Below are 20,471 nucleotides of genomic sequence, written 5' to 3'. Positions count from 1 at the left end.
CATGTCTGTTTACTGATACAATGGCGCTCATACTTGTTGATAATTAGAATAATTCATAAACCATATTGGAGTTTTTATGAGCGTAGACAATCTATCTGTAGCATCGGCAACCTCATCAAAAAACGGCGTTGTCATCATTGGCGCAGGCTTGGCAGGCTGGCATGTGATTGATGCGATTCGTGCAAAAGATGCAGATATTCCGATTACCTTGATCACCTCCGATAGTGGCGATCGTTATCACAAGCCGATGCTGACCATGGCGATCAGCCAAAACAAGCGCGCATCAGACTTGGTACGAGCAACAGGTAGCGACGCGGCAAAAGCCGCAGGCGTGACCTTGCTTGCCAATACACAAGTCACAGATATCGATACAGCCACCCAGCAGTTACAGCTTATCTCTGCTAATAGGCCAAATCCCGCCCACACGGATTATGCGACGATCAGCTATGGTAAGTTGGTGCTGGCGATGGGTGCGCATCCTATTTTCCCCAAAAGCTTGCCAGAGGATTTGGTCTGGCATGTCAATCATATCAAGCAGTTCGGTCAGCTACAAGAAAAGCTGGCAACTGGTAGCCAGCATGTCGCCATCGTTGGCGCTGGTATGGTCGGGACAGAAATCGCGGAAGACTTGCTAAAAGCAGGTCATCAAGTGACCTTGATTGATTTGAACGATGCGCCATTATCACAAATGCTACCAGCCAAAGCGACGGCACGTATTGCCAAAGCAATTGAGTCACAAGGTATTCAGTTTTTGGGCGGCTCTCAAGTCTCTGCTGTTACCCGCGTGAGTGGCAATGAAGACGGCAGCGATAGCGAAAAGCTAAGAGTAGACTACGCAGCGCTCGCCTCAACTGAAGATAATGCAGATGTAGAGCAACCTGAGCCGTTGATCGTAGACCATGTGATTGCCAGTACAGGTCTGACCGTCGATGGGCAGCTGCCAGCAGCGGCGGGCGTTACGTTTGACCGTCGTACGGGTATTGTGGTTGATGAATCGACATTGCGCACCGACACTGCACACATCTATGCCATTGGTGATTGTATGTCTATCAATGGGGTTGCTTGTCGTTATGTGGCGCCATTACGCGCACAGGCTGCGACCATCGCTGATGATATCTTAGGGCACGAGCACAGCGGTTATGATCATAAACCACCGATGATTCGTCTAAAGAACAAAGCGATTTCGGTGATGGTAACGGGTGTGCCAAACGCGGCTGGTAATTGGCAAGTGAAGACGGAAAGCGATGATGAACTCATCATGGACTTGCTAGATGACACTGATGCAGTGAGCGCGACCGTGACAATCAAAGCGCCTGCCACTCCCAAAGCCTCCTGATAGACTTGTTTAAAAAGCAAGTTTAAAAGATCACGTTACTGGTTGAGCCAGCCCATTCCTTATGATGGGGCTGGCTTTTTTATGTCAAAAACCTGCCATGATTTTATGTTACTTTTTACTAAGCATGAATATCGAATATCCAATTAAATGATACATACCGTATTGATATTGTTGACATGCTTTCATTTATAGCGTTATAGTAGTTGAATGCTATATCAAACCGAATCAAGGAAGAAGGTTTGCTCGCCAGCGATTAATCAGCACTATCTATAAATACTATAAAAAGTAAAACGAAAGGACTCGTTATGACTCAAAACTCTAATTTCGATGAGACTCACGTTGATTTTGACGCTATTTTGGATAATATCCCTAGTATCAATATGGGCGCACGCTCAGCAAATGCGCCGCTCACCCAAAGCTATGATAAAGGTCCTGATGTACCGCTGATTGAAGCGACCATCGGTGACTTTTTTGATGCTATTGTGTCCAAATATCCTGAGCGCGAAGCGCTGGTCGTCTGTCATCAAAATATTCGCTGGACATATCGTGAGCTACAGCAGCAGGTCAATCAGCTATCCAGTAGCATGATTGAGATGGGGCTTGAGATTGGTGATCGCATCGGGATTTGGTCACACAACAATGCTGAATGGTTGCTGATGCAACTCGCCACCGCAAAAGTCGGCGTTATTCTTGTCAATATCAATCCTGCCTACCGTACCTTTGAGCTGCAATATGCCCTGAACAAACTCGGCTGCTCAGCACTGGTGCTTATGCGCCATTTTAAAACCAGTGACTATGCCAGCTTGATTCGTGAGCTCTGTCCTGAGATTTACCATAAAGATTATACCCAGCTTGATTTGGTTGAGATTCCAACGATTGAACGTATCATTTGGATTGATGAGCCAGACTCTGATGAGGTCTTTGGTTTTATGCAAAAGTTCTCTGCATGGATGGCGGAAGGCGACGCCAACGATCCACGCGTGGCCGAGCGTCAAGCCCAGCTCAAAAATACTGATGCCATCAACGTGCAGTTCACCAGTGGCACGACAGGCACACCAAAAGGCGCAACCTTAAGCCATCGCAATATTCTTAATAACGGCTACTTCATTGGTGAGGCCATGAATCTCACGGAAGCCGACAGACTGTGCATTCCAGTACCGTTGTATCATTGCTTTGGCATGGTGCTTGGTAACCTCGCGATTCTCACGCACGGTGGTTGTATTGTCTATCCAAACGATGGCTTTGAGCCGTTGACGGTATTAAAAGCGGTTGAAGAAGAGAAATGTACGGGTCTACATGGCGTACCGACGATGTTTATCGCGGAGCTTGATCATCCTGAGTTTGAAAACTTTGATTTATCCACTTTGCGTACAGGTATCATGGCAGGCTCTAGTTGTCCGATTGAGGTCATGCGCCGCGTCATCGACAAGATGCACATGAGTGAAGTCACCATTGCCTATGGTATGACAGAGACCAGTCCAGTCTCTTGCCAGACCAATGAGTACACCCCTCTTGAGAAGCAAGTCTCGACCGTAGGATTGGTACAGCCTGCACTTGAGGTAAAAGTGATCGACACCGAGACGGGCGAGATTGTGCCTATCGGAGAGACTGGCGAGCTACTCACGCGTGGTTATTCCGTGATGAAGGGCTATTGGGGTAGCCGTTTTAAAACGCGAGAAGCCATTCAAGATGGTTGGATGCACACGGGTGATTTGGCAACGATGGATGAAGACGGCTATGTGAAAATCGTCGGCCGGAGTAAAGACATGGTGATTCGCGGTGGTGAAAACATCTATCCGGTTGAGATCGAAAACTACCTTTATCGTCATCCCAAGATTCGCGATGTGCAAATCGTTGGCATACCCGACGAGCGTTATGGTGAAGTGCTCGCAGCATGGATTATTCCTAAAGAGCCGGGCTGCTTGACGGAAGAGGAAGTCCGTGAATTCTGCAGCGAGCACATCGCTCATTATAAAGTGCCTGCTTACTATCGCTTTGTCACTGAGTATCCAATGACCATCACGGGCAAGATTCAAAAGTATAAAATTATTGAGCAAATGAAAGAAGAGTTGGGTTTGTCGTAAGCTTATTTATCAGCTCTAAAACACTAAAGATGAACTATGTGGGTCATACTTAAAAAATAGCAGTTGGATCATTCATATAAAAGCTACTCGCATTTACGTATCTATGTATCAAAGAAAAGGGACATCATGAGCGCTATCATAACCAGTAAACTGAGTCCAAACTCAAGCGACTTTCAGCAAAACAGTGCGGCGATGCAAGCGATCGTCGATGATTTGTATGTACACTTGCGTAAAGTCGCCCAAGGTGGCTCAGAGCGCGCCCGTGCCAAGCATCTAGCACGTGGCAAGCTACTACCACGCGAGCGAGTTGAGCGTTTGCTTGATGTGGGTACGCCGTTTTTGGAAGTAGCACCGATGGCAGCGCATGACATGTATGGCGAAGAGATTCCAGCGGCTGGCGTGATTGCCGGTATTGGTCGTATCAATGGTATTGAGTGTATGATTGTCTGTAATGATGCCACGGTAAAAGGCGGCACCTACTACCCAATGACAGTCAAAAAGCATTTGCGCGCTCAAGAGATTGCGCAAGAAAATCATTTGCCGTGTGTTTATTTGGTTGATTCAGGTGGTGCTAATTTACCCAACCAAGATGACGTATTCCCTGATAAAGAGCACTTTGGCCGTATCTTTTTTAACCAAGCAAACCTCAGTGCGGCAGGTATTCCGCAAATCGCGGTGGTCATGGGTAGCTGTACGGCTGGTGGTGCGTACGTGCCTGCCATGAGCGATGAATCTATCATTGTCAAAGAGCAAGGCACGATATTTTTGGGTGGTCCGCCACTGGTAAAAGCTGCAACGGGTGAAGAGGTGAGTGCAGAGGATTTGGGCGGCGGTGATGTGCATACGCGGCTATCAGGCGTGGTCGATCACTTAGCGCAAAACGACACGCATGCGTTATCAATCGCCCGTAACATCGTCAGTCATTTGAATCGCCCTGCCAAACACATTCCTAATCAAATCACACCGCGACCACCACGTTATGACGCCAAAGAGCTGTACGGCGTTATTCCAACGGACAAGCGCAAGCCATTTGATATCAAAGAAATCATCGCCCGTATCGTTGATGACAGTGCCTTTGATGAATTCAAAGCGCGCTTTGGCACGACATTGGTTTGTGGATTTGCTCATATCGAAGGGATGCCTGTGGGTATCATTGCTAATAACGGCATTCTATTTAGTGAGTCGGCGCAAAAAGGCACGCATTTCATCGAGCTGTGCTGTAAGCGCAAAATTCCATTGGTATTTTTGCAGAATATCACAGGCTTTATGGTTGGGCGCAAATACGAAAACGAAGGCATTGCCCGCCACGGTGCCAAGATGGTGATGGCGGTGGCCAATGCCAAAGTACCGAAATTCACCGTCATCGTTGGTGGCTCGTTTGGCGCGGGTAACTACGGTATGTGTGGTCGTGCTTACAGTCCGCGCTTTTTGTGGATGTGGCCAAATGCCCGTATCTCTGTCATGGGCGGTGAGCAAGCAGCCTCGGTCTTGGCAACGGTCAAGCGTGATAACTTTGATCGCAAGGGTGAGGCGTGGAGTGAGGAAGATGAAGCGGCATTTAAAGCGCCAATTCGTGAAATGTATGAAGCGCAAGGTCATCCGTATTATGCCACCGCGCGCCTGTGGGACGATGGCGTGATTGATCCTGCGGATACCCGTCATGTATTGGCATTGGGACTGAGCGCTGCCTATAACGCCCCGATTGAAGAGACGACCTTTGGTGTCTTTAGAATGTAAGCGCTAAGGTCTGCTCGTGATGAGAGAGTGGTGCGACAATCTTTTTAAATACGATTCTACCGCAACATCGGGTTTTGACATCTTACTTTCTTATATGAGCATTATGATGGATGACCCAAACGTTGGGCTAAGTATTTACATAGACATATAAATAGGAACATAGAGAAAGTTATGAAAGAAGCAAAATCAAAAAATAGTAATAATTATAAAAGTCTATTAGTCGATATAAAACAACACGTCGCTACCGTGACGTTAAATCGTCCCGAGATACGCAATGCCTTTAATGACGAGATGATCGCCGAGCTGACAGAGGCTTTCACCACCCTTGGTGCGGATGACGAGGTGCGTGTCATTGTGTTAGCCGCTGCTGGCAAAGCGTTCTGTGCAGGCGCTGATCTTAATTGGATGCGTGCCATGGCGGACTATAGCTATGAAGAAAATCTAGCGGATGCGGATAAATTGGCGCAAATGCTCAAGACAATTTATGAGTGTTCCAAGCCGACGATTGCGGCAATCCAAGGCGATGTCTATGCAGGTGGTATGGGTCTCGTTGCCGTCTGTGATGTGGCCATCGCTGTGAAGATTGCCAACTTTTGTCTCAGCGAAGTGCGTTTGGGATTGGCACCTGCGACCATCAGTCCTTATGTCATCCGAGCGATGGGCGCTAGAGCTGCGCAGCGTTACTTCTTAAGTGCTGAGGTGTTTGATGCCAAAAAAGCACGTCAGCTTGGCTTTATCCATGAGCGCGTGAGCGAAGAATGGTTAGATGATGAGGTCACGACACTTTGTGCCAAAATGGTTAAAAACAGCCCCGATGCGGTCAAAACCTGCAAGCAGCTATTACACGATGTTGCTGGCGCGCCCATCACTGATGAGCTGATTGCTGATACGGTAAAAGGTATTGCGGATATTCGCGCATCAACACAAGGAAAGGAGGGCGTGCAAGCATTTTTGCAAAAGCGCAAGCCTGATTGGTTGACAGCAAACTAACGATAAACGAATAGATAAACGGACAAATAGACAAGACGTCAAATAATAATGACAAGATACAGGGATAGTTATGTTTTCTAAAATTCTAATTGCCAACCGTGGTGAAATTGCTTGCCGAGTGGCCGCAACTGCCAAGCGTCTTGGCGTCAGTACCGTCGCGGTGTATTCTGATGCTGATCGCGAAGCCAAGCACGTGGCGGTTTGTGATGAAGCGATCTATCTAGGCGGTTCGGCACCGAAAGACAGCTATCTCAAAGGTGATGCCATTATTGCCATCGCCAAGCAAACAGGTGCTGAGGCCATCCACCCAGGCTATGGGTTTTTGAGTGAAAACGCCGATTTTGCACAGGCCTGCCAAGAGGCTGGTTTGGTGTTTATCGGACCCTCTGCTGAGGCGATTCGCGCCATGGGCGGCAAATCTGAGTCTAAGCGCTTGATGGAGGCCGCTGGCGTGCCGCTGATACCCGGCTATCATGGTGACAATCAAGACGCCCAGTTTTTGCAGCAGCAAGCAGATGATATTGGCTATCCTGTCTTAATCAAAGCGAGTGCAGGCGGCGGCGGCAAAGGCATGCGTATCGTTGAGCAAAGCAGTGATTTTATTGACTTGCTTGACTCGTGCCGCCGTGAAGCAATTACCAGTTTTGGCAATGATCAAGTGTTGATCGAAAAATATGCGCTCAAACCACGCCATATCGAAATCCAAGTATTTGGCGATACGCATGGCAATTATGTGCATCTGTTTGAGCGGGATTGCTCCGTGCAGCGTCGCCATCAAAAAGTATTGGAAGAAGCGCCAGCACCGGGTGTCGATAGGGCCATGCGTGAAGCGATGGGTACGGCTGCAATTGAGGCGGCGCGTGCGGTTAATTATGTCGGCGCTGGCACGGTTGAGTTTATTGTGGAGCAGCGCGAAGGCACGATGAATTTTTATTTCATGGAGATGAACACGCGCTTGCAAGTTGAACATCCGGTCAGCGAAGCCATTACTGGTGTGGATTTGGTCGAGTGGCAACTGTTGGTCGCTGCGGGTCAGCCATTGCCAAAATCGCAAGACGATTTGACGATCAATGGTCATGCGATCGAAGCGCGTATCTGTGCTGAAAACCCTGACAATAATTTTTTACCAGCGACGGGAACGTTGTTTACCTATCAGAAGCCTGAGCACAGCACCTTTGTCATTGATAAAAACGGCGCTGATGTGCGTATCGATGATGGCGTACGCGAGGGTGATGTCATCAGTCCCTTCTACGATTCTATGATTGCCAAGCTTATCGTCCACGCACCCACACGCGAGCAAGCGTTGGCGAGACTCGATCGTGCATTGGCGCAGACGCGTATCGTCGGTCTACCAAATAATGTGGCATTTTTGCGTTATATCTTAAATACCGACTCATTTAACAACGCCAATCTTGATACGGCGCTGATAGAGCGCGAGCAGGACAAGCTATTTGATCAGCATCCGCTTGGATTATCGACGCTTGTGGTGACGGCTATTACGCAGCAGCTTGCGAGTGAAGCCGTATTACAAAAGATCGACAACGACCCCTTTAGCAAACCGACAGGATTCCGTGCTTATAGCGATTACACTCGCTCATTTAGCCTCATTTATAATGAGCAGTCCTATTATGCTCGTATCAGTAACTGGCACAATGTGAGTGGCGCTGAACGCAAAAAGGGCGGTGACAATCTCAGTAGCTTTGCGCTTGTCATTGGTAAAGAAGTCGCGAACACGCAGGATGATAGCAATATCAATGTCGCCGCTCAGACTGAAACGGTTTATGAAGGCCAAGTCAGCTATGATAGCAGTGATGCGCACAATCATACCTTATGGTTAGAGGGTGGACGTATCAGTGCGCAGAGCTGGGTTAGTAATGAGACAGTTTATGTGTTCACAGATAGCGGATGCGATGAGATTACCTTAATTGATGTGATGGCGCATGTGGGTGAAGACACAGCAGCAGTCGGCAGCCTAAAATCACCGATGCCAGGGCAAGTCGTTGCATTCAAAGTAGCTGTTGGCGATACTGTGAAAAAAGGCGAACCACTTGCGGTCATCGAAGCCATGAAGATCGAACATACCATTACCGCACCAAATGATGGTGTGGTAGCAGAACTATTATTTGCAGCAGGTGATTTGGTCGCTGATGGTGATGAGCTACTGCGTATCGATAGTGAAAGCGAATAGAAAAGGACAATAAGCATGAGCCACTCGTATCCAAGCCATGTCACCATCGTCGATGTCAGTCCGCGTGATGGATTGCAAAACGAATCCATGACGGTACCGACCGAGGTTAAACAAGCCTTAATCAATGATTTAATTGACGCAGGGATTAAAAAACTGGAGGTGACCAGTTTTGTCTCGCCAAAGTGGGTGCCACAAATGGGCGATAACAGCGCATTGCTTGATGCGCTTGCGCCAACGCGGCAGAAGGACGTTTGTTACTCAGTACTCGTGCCCAATATGCGCGGCTTTGACAATGCGATTGCCTACCGTCCTGATGAAATTGTTATTTTTGGTTCAGCCAGCGAAACCTTTAGCCAAAAAAATATCAATTGCAGTATCGATGAGAGTATTGAGCGTTTCACGCCCGTTGCCGCTGCGGCAAAAGCGCAAGGTATCAAAGTACGCGGCGTTATCTCTTGTACCGTTGGTTGTCCTTATGAAGGCGAGATTGACCCTAGCCAAGTCGCTTACGTGACCAAGCGGTTGATTGAGATTGGTTCAGAGCAGATTGGCATTGCCGATACGATCGGTGTGGGTACGCCGCTCAAAGTACAGCGTGCCCTACAAGCAGCGCTTGAGTATGCTGATATTGCCATGTTATCAGGTCACTTTCATGATACTTACGGTCAAGCACTCAGCAATACCCTAGCGGCATTACAAATGGGTGTCAGCGAATTTGATACCTCAGTCGCAGGCCTCGGTGGCTGTCCGTATGCCAAAGGCGCAACGGGCAATGTCGCGACCGAAGATGTGGTATATATGCTGCATGGCATGGGTATCAGCACGGGTATCGATTTGGAAAAATTGGTCGTGGCAGGCGAGCGTATTAGTGGGTTTTTAAAGCGTCCAAATGGCTCAAACGTGGCACGGGCTTTGATTAATAAATGTCAGTCTTAAAAAATTATCGTAAAAATGAAATATAGTCGAACCACTATTAAAGTGTTACAGCGTTAGACTCGTTTAGCCTACTACTGTAGTACTTACACTCGTCTGCCTTGTACCACTTTTAATATTGATTGACTATACTAAAAAACAAGGAATGGTCATGAGTTTACCTGGATTGAATTTTCAGCTTGGCGAAGATATTGACGCGCTACGTGCTGTCGTACAGCAGTTTGCGGCCAATGAGATTGCCCCGCGTGCAAGCGAGATCGACAGCAGTGATGAGTTCCCTATGGATCTGTGGCAAAAGATGGGCGATCTGGGTCTACATGGCATTACCGTCCCTGAAGAGTATGGCGGCTCCAACATGGGCTATGTCGCTCATATGGTGGCGATGGAAGAGATTAGCCGAGCGTCGGCATCGGTGGCGCTTAGCTATGGTGCGCATTCTAACTTGTGCATTAACCAAATCAAACGCAACGGCTCTGAAGCACAGAAACAAAAATATTTGCCAAAACTCATCAGCGGCGAGTTCATCGGTGCATTAGCAATGAGTGAGACCGGTGCTGGTTCAGATGTCGTCAGCATGAAGCTCAAAGCCGAAGAAAAAGACGGTAATTACATCTTGAACGGTAGCAAAATGTGGATCACCAATGGCCCTGATGCGGATGTGATGGTGGTCTATGCCAAGACCAATCCTGAAATGGGTGCCAAAGGTATGACCGCCTTTATCGTAGAAAAAGGTATGGAAGGGTTTGGTACCGCGCAAAAGCTCGATAAGCTTGGCATGCGTGGTAGCCATACGGGTGAGATGACTTTTAACAATGTCATCGTACCAAGCGACAATATCTTGGGCGGTCTCAATGAAGGCGTTAAGGTACTCATGAGTGGCCTAGATTATGAGCGTGCCGTATTAGCCGCAGGTCCTATTGGCATCATGCAGGCGGTGATGGACAATGTCGTCCCTTATATCCATGAGCGCAAGCAGTTTGGTCAAGCAATTGGTGAGTTTCAATTAATCCAAGGCAAAGCGGCTGATATGTATACTATTTTGCAGGCAGGTCGTAGCTTCTTATACACCGTTGGTAAAAACCTCGATATGCTAGACGCGCACGGCGCAGGACACAGCCGAGAAGTGCGAAAAGACTGTGCTAGTGTGATTTTATGGTGTGCCGAAAAAGCCACATGGATGGCAGGTGAGGGCATTCAGATATTTGGCGGTAATGGGTATACCAACGAGTATCCACTCGGTCGCTACTGGCGCGATGCTAAGCTGTATGAGATTGGCGCAGGTACTAGCGAGATTCGTCGTATGCTGGTCGGTCGTGAGCTGTTTAACGAGACCAAATAAAAAAGGGTTAGAACAGTAGCTAGCAAAGCTTTGACCTTATAAAAGAGAAAAGTATCTAATAAAAAAGCAGCACGCTTTAAACGTGCTGCTTTTTTTGTCAGTGTGACAGTATGATATTGGCTTATCTATGACGGATTATGACTTATTACGATAATCAAAATACCGTGCCAGACCATTTAATAATAAATCATCGCGCAAGCGTACGGGGCGATTGACATGCTGCGAGATAGTGGCCGCATCGCCGCCTGTCATGATCACTTCAAAGTTTGGGTGACGACGACTAATCTCATTGATTGCACCAACGATAGAGAGCAAGATGCCACGGTGCACCGCGTCTTGGGTGGTCATGCCTTGGCTAACACTATCAAACGTGCCGTTAGAGATGGTGATTTGCTTGGTTCCAGAAAACAGAGACTCGCGTTGTAGGTAAATACTGGGGAAGATATAACCACCCAAATGCTCAGCGTGATCAATCAAGTCAATGGTCACTGCCGTACCGCAGCCGATCACGCATTGGCGTTTTTTCTTATCGACGGCTCCTAGCATCTGTAGCCAGCGATCACAGCCGAGCTGCTGGTCATTATAAGCACTTTTCATAAGCGCATGCGCGGCATCAACATGGACAAACTCAAATGGAATGTTCAAACGACTGAGCGTCTCTGATACTTGGGCATTGAGCGCATCGCCCAGTACGGATGAGATACCAATAAAATCGGGCGCATAACGCTCAAAGCGGTCAGTCAGACCCATGAGTAATTCAGCGGGTGCTTGCAGATGCTGCTTGGCATCATGTGAGACTATCTGCCCGATATCGTCGGTTAGCCAGTATTTTAGGCGGGTATTGCCAAGATCAAGCCAGAGCATAAAAATCCCTTTATATAGCGCTCGTTAATGATGGTGCTCGTCAGTGTTATGATTAAGCCTAGGGCGTGTCCCTAATAAATAACGTCAATACGTCCAGTAAAAAGCGTAGAAATCTTACCGTTATCTTGCTGTAATTGCAAACACCCATGAGTGTCGACACCGCAAGCGACTCCCGTCATGACTTTTTTCTCATTATTATAGTCTTGGGTAACACGTAAACGCAGACCGGCTAGCGCATCCATCGCAGCAAACTGCTGCAAAAATCCATCTAAATAATAGGTATGCCCCGTTGGTTTTTCGATGGCCAAATGCTCAAAGCGAGTCATCGCTGCCATCAGTGCCGTCGTCATTTGCTGATACAATGTTTGTAAGTCTGGCAGGCGAGTGGCTTGTGTTGCTGGCTGCAGCACTGCATAGATATCTTGGAGGCTGATGGCCTGATAACTCATCCCCTCAGAGGTTTGAGCGGTGAGTGTTGGCGCAGCTTTTACATTTAACCCAATGCCTAGCACCACACCAACCAGCTTACCTGATTTGGTCACAGGTTCTATCAAGATGCCAGCGAGCTTTTGAAAGGGCAATGTGCGCTGAAGTGAGATGGCGCTGTCTAAAGCTGAACCATCGGGTGCAGAGTGCGCCAATTCAGAATGATGACTGGCTTGATTCTGATAAAACCCCAAATCATTTGCCCATTTCACCCCAATTGGCGTCAGACCTTGCGCTTGTAGTTGCCCATTTACGGTTTGGATAACAGGCATTTTTGCCAGCTCAAGACCAATAATCAAAGACAGTAGCCCACTAACTGGCATATGTACGGGGTGATATAGCGACAGGTAGACATTGCCGCGTGGTGACTGCCACGAGCGCCCATGTTGACCACGTCCCGCGCTCTGAGTCTCTGCGGTCAAGACGTGTACGGTAGTAGCATCTAGCGTGCCATCTTGCAGCGCTGCGATCAGCTCGCTATTGGTCGAGGCGCTACTGGCAACGTGACGGTGGTTAAGCTCGGATAAAGCGGGAGAGAAATTGGTGAGTGGTGGCATAAGTTTAATCGATGTGGTTAAAGGAAACTTTGATATACTAAGCGGTTACCAAAGACAGCATACCAAAGACAGAATAAAGGTCGCGTTGAGATTTGGCAAATACAGTTAAGTGCGCTAAGAAACCAGTAAGTAGGCAATAAAATTAATACTAGGCCAGTATTATAAAAGGCTTGTTCTATGATGTTATATGTGTGGTTTGTGATTGCAGGGGCGTTTGCAGGTGTCAGTGCAGGCTTGTTTGGCGTGGGCGGCGGCATGATTATCGTTCCTGCACTGGTCTGGATTTTTACCGCGTATGACTTTTCGCCAGAGGTGGTGACACACCTAGCTATTGGTACGTCTCTTGCGACCATTGTTGTGACCTCGATCAGCTCACTGACGGCTCACAATAAACGCGGCGGTGTCCGCTGGGAAGTATGGCGCAAGATGGCGCTTGGTTTGGTTGTGGGGAGTTTGGTCGGCGCTGGTATCGCAGATATGATTGATGGTCAGGCGCTACAAGCCATCATTGGGGTCGGTGCGCTATTGGTTGCGCTAAAAATGCTGTTCTTTTCTAACAAAGAGCAAGTGGGTAAGCCGCTGCCACCTGCTGGGGTACAGTTTGGCGCTGGTACGGGCATTGGCATGGCGTCCTCTATCTTTGGGATTGGCGGTGGCAGTTTGACCGTACCGTTTTTGAACTGGGCGGGGCTGCCGATGAAGCAATCGGTCGGTACGTCAGCGGCGTGCGGTCTGCCCATTGCTCTGGCTGGCGCGGCTGGATTTGCCTGGTTTGGTCAAGATGTGGTCAATCTGCCTGAGGGCACCATCGGATTTGTCCATGTCATAGGATTTTTGTGTATTTCGGTGGCGAGCTTTGCAATGGCAAAAGTGGGTGCCAAACTTGCTCATGTATTGCCTGCCTTGATGCTCAAGCGCGCGTTTGGCGTATTATTGATATTTGCAGGAGGGCAGTTGTTATTAAGTGGATTGGGTGTGATTTAGTTTTGGTGTAGTGAATTAGTTACTAATAATAAATTGAGGGTTCAATATGGCTATTACCGAATTATTCCATAAAAGACAGAAAAGAATTCGAGGCGAATATCCTGACGTTTACCAGTACGAAGAATTGCCTAACAAATTAAAAGTATAGTCAGTTCAAAATAAAATTGTTATGGTTAGGACAAACATCATAAAACAACTTGGATAAGTCGTTTTCCAACCAGCCTTGGCGTAGAAACTTTACTTGTGCCCATTTCTTTTCAATAGGGTTCAAATCAGGGCTGTACGGTGGCAGCCATAGAATACGATGACCATGCCTATTCAGTAGCTTTTGAATGCGCTTCTTCTTATGAAATCGAGCGTTATCCATCACAATCACGCATTTGGTTTTAAGACTTGGGATTAGGGTTTGTTTGCACCAGTTGTAGAATATGCTGCTGTTAATGTTGTGCTTAAAGTAATCTAGTGCAAACAGCATCTTTTCATAGAGAGCACCGATAACGTTGGTTCGCTTTTTACCTTGCCAATTGTAGCTATCAATACAAGGTGTACCAATTAATGTGTACCCATGAGAGCGAATAGTCTCGTACTCAAAGCCGCTTTCATCCATGTAAACAATGGGATAGCCTTGTTGTTTAAAGATATCAAGCTTACTGTGATATATCGCTCTTTTAATCGGACAGGCTTTTGGATGTTCTAAGGTCTTTTTTTTGACTGATACCAAGCCGTTTTAGGGCATGATGAATGCCTGTTTTACTACAGTTCAAACGACGTGCTCGCTCATACTGGTAATCGTCGGGATGTTCTTTGACATCATTAAGTAGCACGTCATCTGGTATTTTATAGGGTTTGGTTTGCCTGGTTGTTTTGCTATGAATACGCCGCTTCCAGTTCTGTATGGTGGTTGGGCTCAGATTATAAAACTCAGCCGCCTCGGCAAAGGTCATACCCTCGTCTAAGCTTTTTAGTACTTGCATACGAAAATCTAGTGAGTAAGTCATGGTCTTTATAATAACAATTGAATTTGATAATTAGTTTATAACACTTTTAGGTGGAATTGACTATACAAATTGTTCATATTTGGAACGAAACAATAGGTCAAGATCAATCTGGTATTAATTGGAGTCAATTAACCCTAAATCGTGAATACTTAAAAAATTGCTACAAAATATTATGCAAGGAAACTGGTGTTTTTAAGTTGAATGAAGATGATAGCAACGTAGAAGGGCTGATTATTTATTTTGAAAGTATTTATAAATATTTTTTGGAGGAAGAGTGTGCGGAAAAGGCATTAAGTGTAGTAGAACTGATGATGAAAACAATATCAAAATTCTCTAAAGAAAATAGACGTGAAGTCAACATAAATTTAGATGACACTATAAATGAATTAAATCATAGATTTCTTGAAAACGGTGTAGGTTATCAATATGAAAACGGTCAAATCGTTAGAGTGGACTCTGAGTTTATTCATGCTGAAGCGGTCAAACCCGCTTTACAGTTATTAAGTAACCCTACATACAGAGGTGCTCAAGAAGAGTTTTTAAACGCCCACGAACATTATCGTCATGGTCGTTACGATGCCGCTCTAACAGATTGTCTTAAAGCATTTGAAAGTACCATGAAAATCATACTAGATAAACATGATTGGGAATATGGCAAAAAAGATACTTCAAAGAGGCTTATTGATTGTTGTCTAGCTAATGAACTGATACCAAAATTTTGGACTGATCATTTTAATTCATTAGGTAATATGCTTATCTCAAGCATAGGTACACCTCGAAATAAACTTAGTGGTCATGGCAAAGGTAATGATGAGATAGAAGTTCCTGAACACCTTATTCAGTATGTGCTACACATGACAGCGTCTACGATTGTATTTTTAATCAAAGCAGAAGAAAGGTTAAATAGAATAAACCTAGTATGTAAACCATGAGACATTATTAGTATGAAAGCAGCAGAAAAATATCGCCGTGTCTTTGGCTCGGTGAGGCACTTGAAAGATCAGCTATCATGGACGACTGGTCTTACCAATATGGTAGAGTTTTTGGCGTGGGAGCCCAAGCAAATTCTTGGTATCACCAAAAAGCAATATGTACGCCAAATCATTGAGTGGGCTACCCAGCCTGAGCTAGCAGGCAAAAGTGTAGAAGAGATTGAACACGCCATTATCAAAAAGCTCAACGCAAAAATGCATGACACGGAGCAATTAGAAACCTATTCATCCCAAAGGGTCGGTATCTGTCATCCGAGAGAGGCCACCCGCCGTGTCATGTTTTTTTCTGAAGAGTATCTCAACAAAGAGTTCGATATCTTTTTAAGTTTATGTAGTGATGTCTACTTAGACTCATTTTATCAGCAATTCATCACCTTTGAGCCAAATGGGTCGTGGTCAACCCATGGCAACAGTGGATTGTTTGAGGCCAGCACAGAGCTAAAAGCAATGTATATGGACAATTTGGCCTACAACCATCAGGCGAATATGCTGGTAGCCAATGAATTGAAATTTAATGGTCGAAAAAACCCAGATCAGCTGCTCAAGTACTGCGTGATGTATGAGCATTTACTTGATAAAGGCTTTATTGATAAAGGGGCTAAGTTTTTGTTGTTGTTCATCGGCGGCAGTGAGCTAGAGCACAACAAGCAGCGCTTAGCCGACCGAGAGCTGGCGCTGTGTCACAAAAGACCCAAAAAATATCAGCATCTATTAAGACCAGAGCTGTTAGACATCGTCGATCATCTGCAAGTGGCCAGTATCACGTGGTCAGCATTGATTGCGTTCAATCAACGCTACTTAGCAGAAAACGAGGTCAGCCAAGTGGAGCAAAAACTATTACGAGGGTTTCATCAAAGCCTGAAGTCAAAATCGTTTATGCACTTAGACGTTTAACCCTAAAAACTTACAACAATTTCAGGTAGAATAGCCGCCTGTTTTCGCCATATCAACTGACTATTCATGCGCTTAAAATCCCTAAAGCTGGCAGGCTTCAAATCTTTTGCCAACCCAACGACCTTTACCTTTCGCCATGGTATCACCGCCATTGTCGGGCCAAACGGCTGCGGCAAATCCAATGTGATTGATGCCATACGCTGGGTGCTGGGTGAGACCTCTGCCAAGCAGCTGCGCGGCGGGGCGATGAGCGATGTTATCTTTGCTGGTACGCAAGACAAAACGGCTAAGAGTGTGGCGAGTGTCGAGCTGACCTTTGAGCATACCCAAGATGAGCAAACGGGCATTCGCCATGAGCTTAACTTGTACCAAGAGCTGTCCGTTCGCCGTCAGGTCAATAAAGACGGCCGCTCAGATTACTTTATCAATGGTACGCGCTGTCGTCGCCGCGATGTGGTCGATGTGTTCTTGGGAACAGGGTTGGGCGCGCGTAGTTATGCGGTCATTGAGCAAGGTATGATTGGGCGGATTGTTGAGTCAAGTCCTTTGCAGCTGCGTGAGTTTATCGAAGAAGCGGCTGGGGTGTCGCGCTATCAGGCGCGGCGTGAAGAAACGCAAAAAAAGCTTGAGAAGACAAGAGACAATCTGGCGCGTCTGCACGATATGCAAAGCGAGCTGCTCCGCCAACAAAAGACACTGTCCAAACAGGCAGCGAGCGCGCAGCGTTATGAGGAAATCTCACTAAGCTTGGCTGATATTGAGCAGCAGCTTGCCATTCAGCAGCTCTACCAAGCCAAGCACAATCAGCAGCAGCAAAAAATCATACATGAGCGCAGTACGGCTGAAGTATCGACATTGCAAGCGGATTATGACACGCTAAAAGCGCAACAAGACAAGCTCACCGCTCGTATTAACCAAGAGCAATGGCTCAAAGATGATGCCCAAAGCGCGCATTACGAGCAGCAGCTGAGTTACCAAACTGCCGAGCATCAACTGAGTGATGCCACTGCACAGCTGGCAGCCATTGAGCAGCAACTGTCTCACTTAGCGCAGCAGCGTGAGCAATCACTCGCTGATATCGAGCGGCTTAACACTGAACAAGCTGAGCAGCAGCAAGCATTAGAGAGGTTACGCCCACAGCTCGCTGAGCTGAGCGACAAGCGTGATAACCACAAGCGTCATGAGCAGCCATTGCAGCGCGCGTGGCATGATGCGCAAAACCAGCTGTCACGCTTGCAAGATAAGGCTCGGACGCTTGAGCAGCAGCAGGCGATTAATACCCAAGCACAAAAGCGTCACCAGCAAAGCGATGATAAGTGGCAACGCCGCGCGCAAAATTGGCAAAACCTCTGGCAGCAATTACAGCAGTCTATAGCCCCATCTGCCAGTGCTGTTAGTGCCAGTGCTGATGCAAGTCAGGCAGCGGACGAGCAAGACTTGCATCAGGTGCTAGAAGAGCAAGTCGCTAAGCTGAGCAAACAGCTACAGCAGATTGAGCGTCAGCAAGAAGGGGTGGATGAACGTCTGTCTGAGATACAGCCGCAAGCGCATCATTTGCAGCAGCGACTGAACACGCAGCAACGCGAGCTGAGCGATGATGAAAAACGTCATGCGTTACTGGCAGGTGAATACGACACTTTGCATCAGATATTGCATCCAAAACCTATATCAAACTCTCAAAACAAAGCAGCTGCAACAAATAACACCGATAGTGGCGCTGTAAATACGCAGCAATTGGCTATTACGACGCTGCGTGAACAGATTGAGCTGAGCGCGACAGGCCAAGCGCACGCACAGCTACTCGATAGTGTTTTAGCGTTATGGCTAGATAGCCATGTATTAATTGCAAGCCGTGCTGACCATGTGAATGATGCGGATCAAAAAGCCAATAGTTTGAGTTCGTGGCAAGCACTTGAAGATGACATTACTGATTTAATTACTTATCAAACCATACAAAACACCTCAGCCAGTACAAAAGAAAAAACACTAGCAACGGGTCATAGCCTATGGTTGCCTGCGAAGCAAAATAAAACCAGAGACAGTGCCTTTATCAGCGATTTGCCAGAGAGCTTAACTGATAAAGTATTGCCATTATCACAGCTGATTGCGCAGCCTGTGCTTGCGCTATGGCAGCAGTGTTATCTATACACAGCGCAGTTTGAGTCTACTAGTGAGCATGATATTAACGTGTTTGCCGATGTCTTAAAGTCATTACCGTCATCAGCGCTTCTACTGACTGCTGATGGTTGGGTCATTAGTTGTCAAGGCACGCTTAATTTGAGTAAGCTTGCGGGCGCGCAAGACGATCAAAGCGAGGGCAGCAGTCAGTTTCTCACCCAGCGTTTGGCGCAGCGCACGCGTTTGCAAACGCTAGAGGACCTGCTCGGTGAGCTAGAGTTGAGCATCGACAATCAGCAAAAATCCATCGCAAAACACCAGCGCGATTATGATGCGTTGATAGTCAGTTTGGAAGAAACGCGCGCCCAAGCTGAGCAATTAACCCGTGATAAGCATAAATACCAGCAGCAACTGACGACCGATCGCGCCAACGCTGAGCGCTTGCAAGCAGACAGCCAACGCCTAAATGCTGACAAAGTGACGCTTGAGCAAGAAAAGCAAGAGCTTGCGCATGAGGCGCAGACACTTCTTCATGAGCAGCAGGATATCGAACGCGAGATCGCCACACTCACGCCGCAAATAGTAGAAGCACGAGCGACCAATCAGCAATTACAATCTGAGCGCAGCGAGCTACACCGCGCACGTCAAGCCGATGATGAGGCTTGGCAGGCACTGCAGCTACGTATTCAGCAGCATGAGATGCGCCTAGAGCATAGCGTTAGCAGTCTGGCTCGTGCAACCGAGCAATATGACAAGTCATTAGAGAATGAGCAGAGTCTACAGGCGCGCCATGATAAGCAGCAGAGCACATTACCAACGTTGCAAGCCGCATTGCATAGCGCACAGACAACGCGCGATGAGCAGCAAGCGTTATTGAGTGAGCGTGATAGCGCGCTCACGGCACTAAAACAAGCGTATGCTGAGCAGCAGACGGCATTTGATACGTTGCAAAATACCTTGCAGAAGCAGCAAAGCGAACTTGCACAGCATGCAACTGAGTTAGCATTAAGTGCCGCGCGTTTGGAGGATGCCAGTTCACATACACAAAGCGCTCTAGATGCTTATACTCAAGTGAGTGAGAAGTACAAAACGAAAGCAGAACAGCCTCAACAAACCATGAGTGTCTCAAACTTGCTGGCAGACTTTATCGCTCATGATCGCCGTGTGCGCCCAGACAAAATCGCTGAGCTTGCGTCCGAGCGCGCCAAGCTTGCGCAGCAATTAAGTAAGATTGGCGCTGTCAATCTTGCTGCTGTCGCGGAGTTGGCCGAGGTCAATGAGCGCTTGGAGCCACTTGCGCAGCAGACCACTGATATCGCCGCCAGTATGCAGACATTGACTGAAGCGATTGCTTCGATCGATGAGACGACCAAGACGCTATTTATGCAGACGCTCGATGCGGTCAATAATGAGCTGGCCAATTTGTTTGCTAAAGTATTTGGCGGCGGGCAAGCCAGTCTGACACTGAACACAGACGAGATGCCAGCCAATACGCCAAAGTCGGAGCAATGGCGGGCAGGGCTTACCTTGATGGCGCAGCCAAAAGGCAAGCGCAATAGCCGCCTAGCCGTACTCTCGGGCGGTGAAAAAACGCTGACCGCATTGAGTTTGATTTTTGCGATATTTAAGCAGCATCCCGCACCGTTTTGTGTGCTTGATGAGGTCGATGCGCCGCTCGATGATGCCAATGTTGCGCGTTTTACTAGCCTCATTCATGAGTTGGCAGATGACTTGCAGTTTATCTTTATCAGTCATAATAAACTGACGATGCAGATTGCCGATGAGCTAAAAGGCATCACCATGCCAAGCGCAGGTATTTCTACCCTAGTCAGTGTGTCGCTTGATGAAGCCGCGCGTTATGTAGAGAGCTAAGACCAAAAAAGCCAAAATTAAAAGCGCTATGAGAATCAAAGCGATGCAAATATAATCAATCCATCGGCATAAATACAAATAAGCTTGACCTCAGTCCAG

At 47.2% G+C, this 20,471-nt stretch carries 15 protein-coding genes; 11 read left to right on the top strand and 4 right to left on the bottom strand.

Features of this window, described 5'->3' with window-relative positions; genetic code table 11:
• Positions 1-76 precede the first annotated feature (76 nt).
• From AOT82_RS06660 to AOT82_RS06630, 7 genes are all read left to right on the top strand, one after another.
• Positions 77-1,336 (top strand): FAD-dependent oxidoreductase, encoded by a 1,260-nt coding sequence (locus AOT82_RS06660; protein WP_071002326.1) that lies wholly within the window; start codon positions 77-79, stop codon positions 1,334-1,336.
• A gap of 305 nt (positions 1,337-1,641) precedes the next feature.
• Positions 1,642-3,420: an AMP-binding protein gene (locus AOT82_RS06655; RefSeq protein WP_071002325.1), complete on the top strand. Its 1,779-nt coding sequence runs from the start codon at positions 1,642-1,644 to the stop codon at positions 3,418-3,420.
• A 126-nt stretch (positions 3,421-3,546) separates the two neighbouring features.
• Positions 3,547-5,157 (top strand): carboxyl transferase domain-containing protein, encoded by a 1,611-nt coding sequence (locus AOT82_RS06650; protein WP_071002324.1) that lies wholly within the window; start codon positions 3,547-3,549, stop codon positions 5,155-5,157.
• A 171-nt stretch (positions 5,158-5,328) separates the two neighbouring features.
• The gene (locus tag AOT82_RS06645; protein WP_071002323.1) at positions 5,329-6,147 is read left to right on the top strand and encodes an enoyl-CoA hydratase/isomerase family protein; all 819 of its coding nucleotides are present in this window, start codon (positions 5,329-5,331) and stop codon (positions 6,145-6,147) included.
• A gap of 70 nt (positions 6,148-6,217) precedes the next feature.
• A complete protein-coding gene (locus AOT82_RS06640) occupies positions 6,218-8,335 on the top strand; it encodes an acetyl/propionyl/methylcrotonyl-CoA carboxylase subunit alpha (RefSeq protein ID WP_071002322.1) in 2,118 nt (705 codons plus the stop codon).
• A gap of 15 nt (positions 8,336-8,350) precedes the next feature.
• On the top strand, positions 8,351-9,271 hold the full coding sequence (locus AOT82_RS06635) for a hydroxymethylglutaryl-CoA lyase (protein WP_071002321.1): 921 nt from the start codon (positions 8,351-8,353) through the stop codon (positions 9,269-9,271).
• A gap of 148 nt (positions 9,272-9,419) precedes the next feature.
• Positions 9,420-10,607 (top strand): isovaleryl-CoA dehydrogenase, encoded by a 1,188-nt coding sequence (locus tag AOT82_RS06630; RefSeq protein WP_071002320.1) that lies wholly within the window; start codon positions 9,420-9,422, stop codon positions 10,605-10,607.
• Between the two features lie 135 nt (positions 10,608-10,742).
• Here the strand turns inward: AOT82_RS06630 and AOT82_RS06625 are convergent, their stop codons facing one another.
• Both AOT82_RS06625 and AOT82_RS06620 read right to left on the bottom strand, forming a co-directional pair.
• Entirely contained in the window at positions 10,743-11,471 is a 729-nt protein-coding gene (locus tag AOT82_RS06625; RefSeq protein ID WP_071002319.1) for a pantothenate kinase, read from the bottom strand.
• Between the two features lie 71 nt (positions 11,472-11,542).
• Complete coding sequence (locus tag AOT82_RS06620; RefSeq protein WP_071002318.1) at positions 11,543-12,514, bottom strand: biotin--[acetyl-CoA-carboxylase] ligase; 972 nt, start codon at positions 12,512-12,514, stop codon at positions 11,543-11,545.
• A 180-nt stretch (positions 12,515-12,694) separates the two neighbouring features.
• On the opposite strand from AOT82_RS06620, the gene AOT82_RS06615 reads away from it, so the two are divergent.
• The gene (locus tag AOT82_RS06615) at positions 12,695-13,498 is read left to right on the top strand and encodes a sulfite exporter TauE/SafE family protein (RefSeq protein ID WP_071003696.1); all 804 of its coding nucleotides are present in this window, start codon (positions 12,695-12,697) and stop codon (positions 13,496-13,498) included.
• Between the two features lie 148 nt (positions 13,499-13,646).
• On the opposite strand, the gene AOT82_RS06610 is transcribed toward AOT82_RS06615, so the two are convergent.
• A complete protein-coding gene (locus AOT82_RS06610; RefSeq protein ID WP_156770979.1) occupies positions 13,647-14,219 on the bottom strand; it encodes an IS630 family transposase in 573 nt (190 codons plus the stop codon).
• Complete coding sequence (locus AOT82_RS06605; protein ID WP_071002316.1) at positions 14,167-14,496, bottom strand: IS630 transposase-related protein; 330 nt, start codon at positions 14,494-14,496, stop codon at positions 14,167-14,169. Before AOT82_RS06605 ends, AOT82_RS06610 begins: the two co-directional genes overlap by 53 nt.
• A gap of 56 nt (positions 14,497-14,552) precedes the next feature.
• On the opposite strand from AOT82_RS06605, the gene AOT82_RS06600 reads away from it, so the two are divergent.
• The 3 genes from AOT82_RS06600 to AOT82_RS06590 all read left to right on the top strand — a co-directional run bounded on the left by AOT82_RS06600 (position 14,553) and on the right by AOT82_RS06590 (position 20,372).
• Positions 14,553-15,428, top strand: a complete 876-nt coding sequence (locus AOT82_RS06600) for an STM4504/CBY_0614 family protein (protein WP_071002315.1) — start codon at positions 14,553-14,555, stop codon at positions 15,426-15,428.
• Positions 15,429-15,440: 12 nt separating this feature from the next.
• Positions 15,441-16,382 (top strand): hypothetical protein, encoded by a 942-nt coding sequence (locus AOT82_RS06595; RefSeq protein ID WP_071002314.1) that lies wholly within the window; start codon positions 15,441-15,443, stop codon positions 16,380-16,382.
• A 66-nt stretch (positions 16,383-16,448) separates the two neighbouring features.
• The gene (locus AOT82_RS06590) at positions 16,449-20,372 is read left to right on the top strand and encodes an AAA family ATPase (RefSeq protein ID WP_071002313.1); all 3,924 of its coding nucleotides are present in this window, start codon (positions 16,449-16,451) and stop codon (positions 20,370-20,372) included.
• Positions 20,373-20,471 lie beyond the last annotated feature (99 nt).

This window comes from Psychrobacter sp. AntiMn-1, from assembly GCF_001854065.1.
Taxonomy (GTDB): domain Bacteria; phylum Pseudomonadota; class Gammaproteobacteria; order Pseudomonadales; family Moraxellaceae; genus Psychrobacter; species Psychrobacter pacificensis.
Note: the sequence above shows the minus strand (reverse complement) of the source record. Positions and strands in the feature narration are given on the sequence as shown.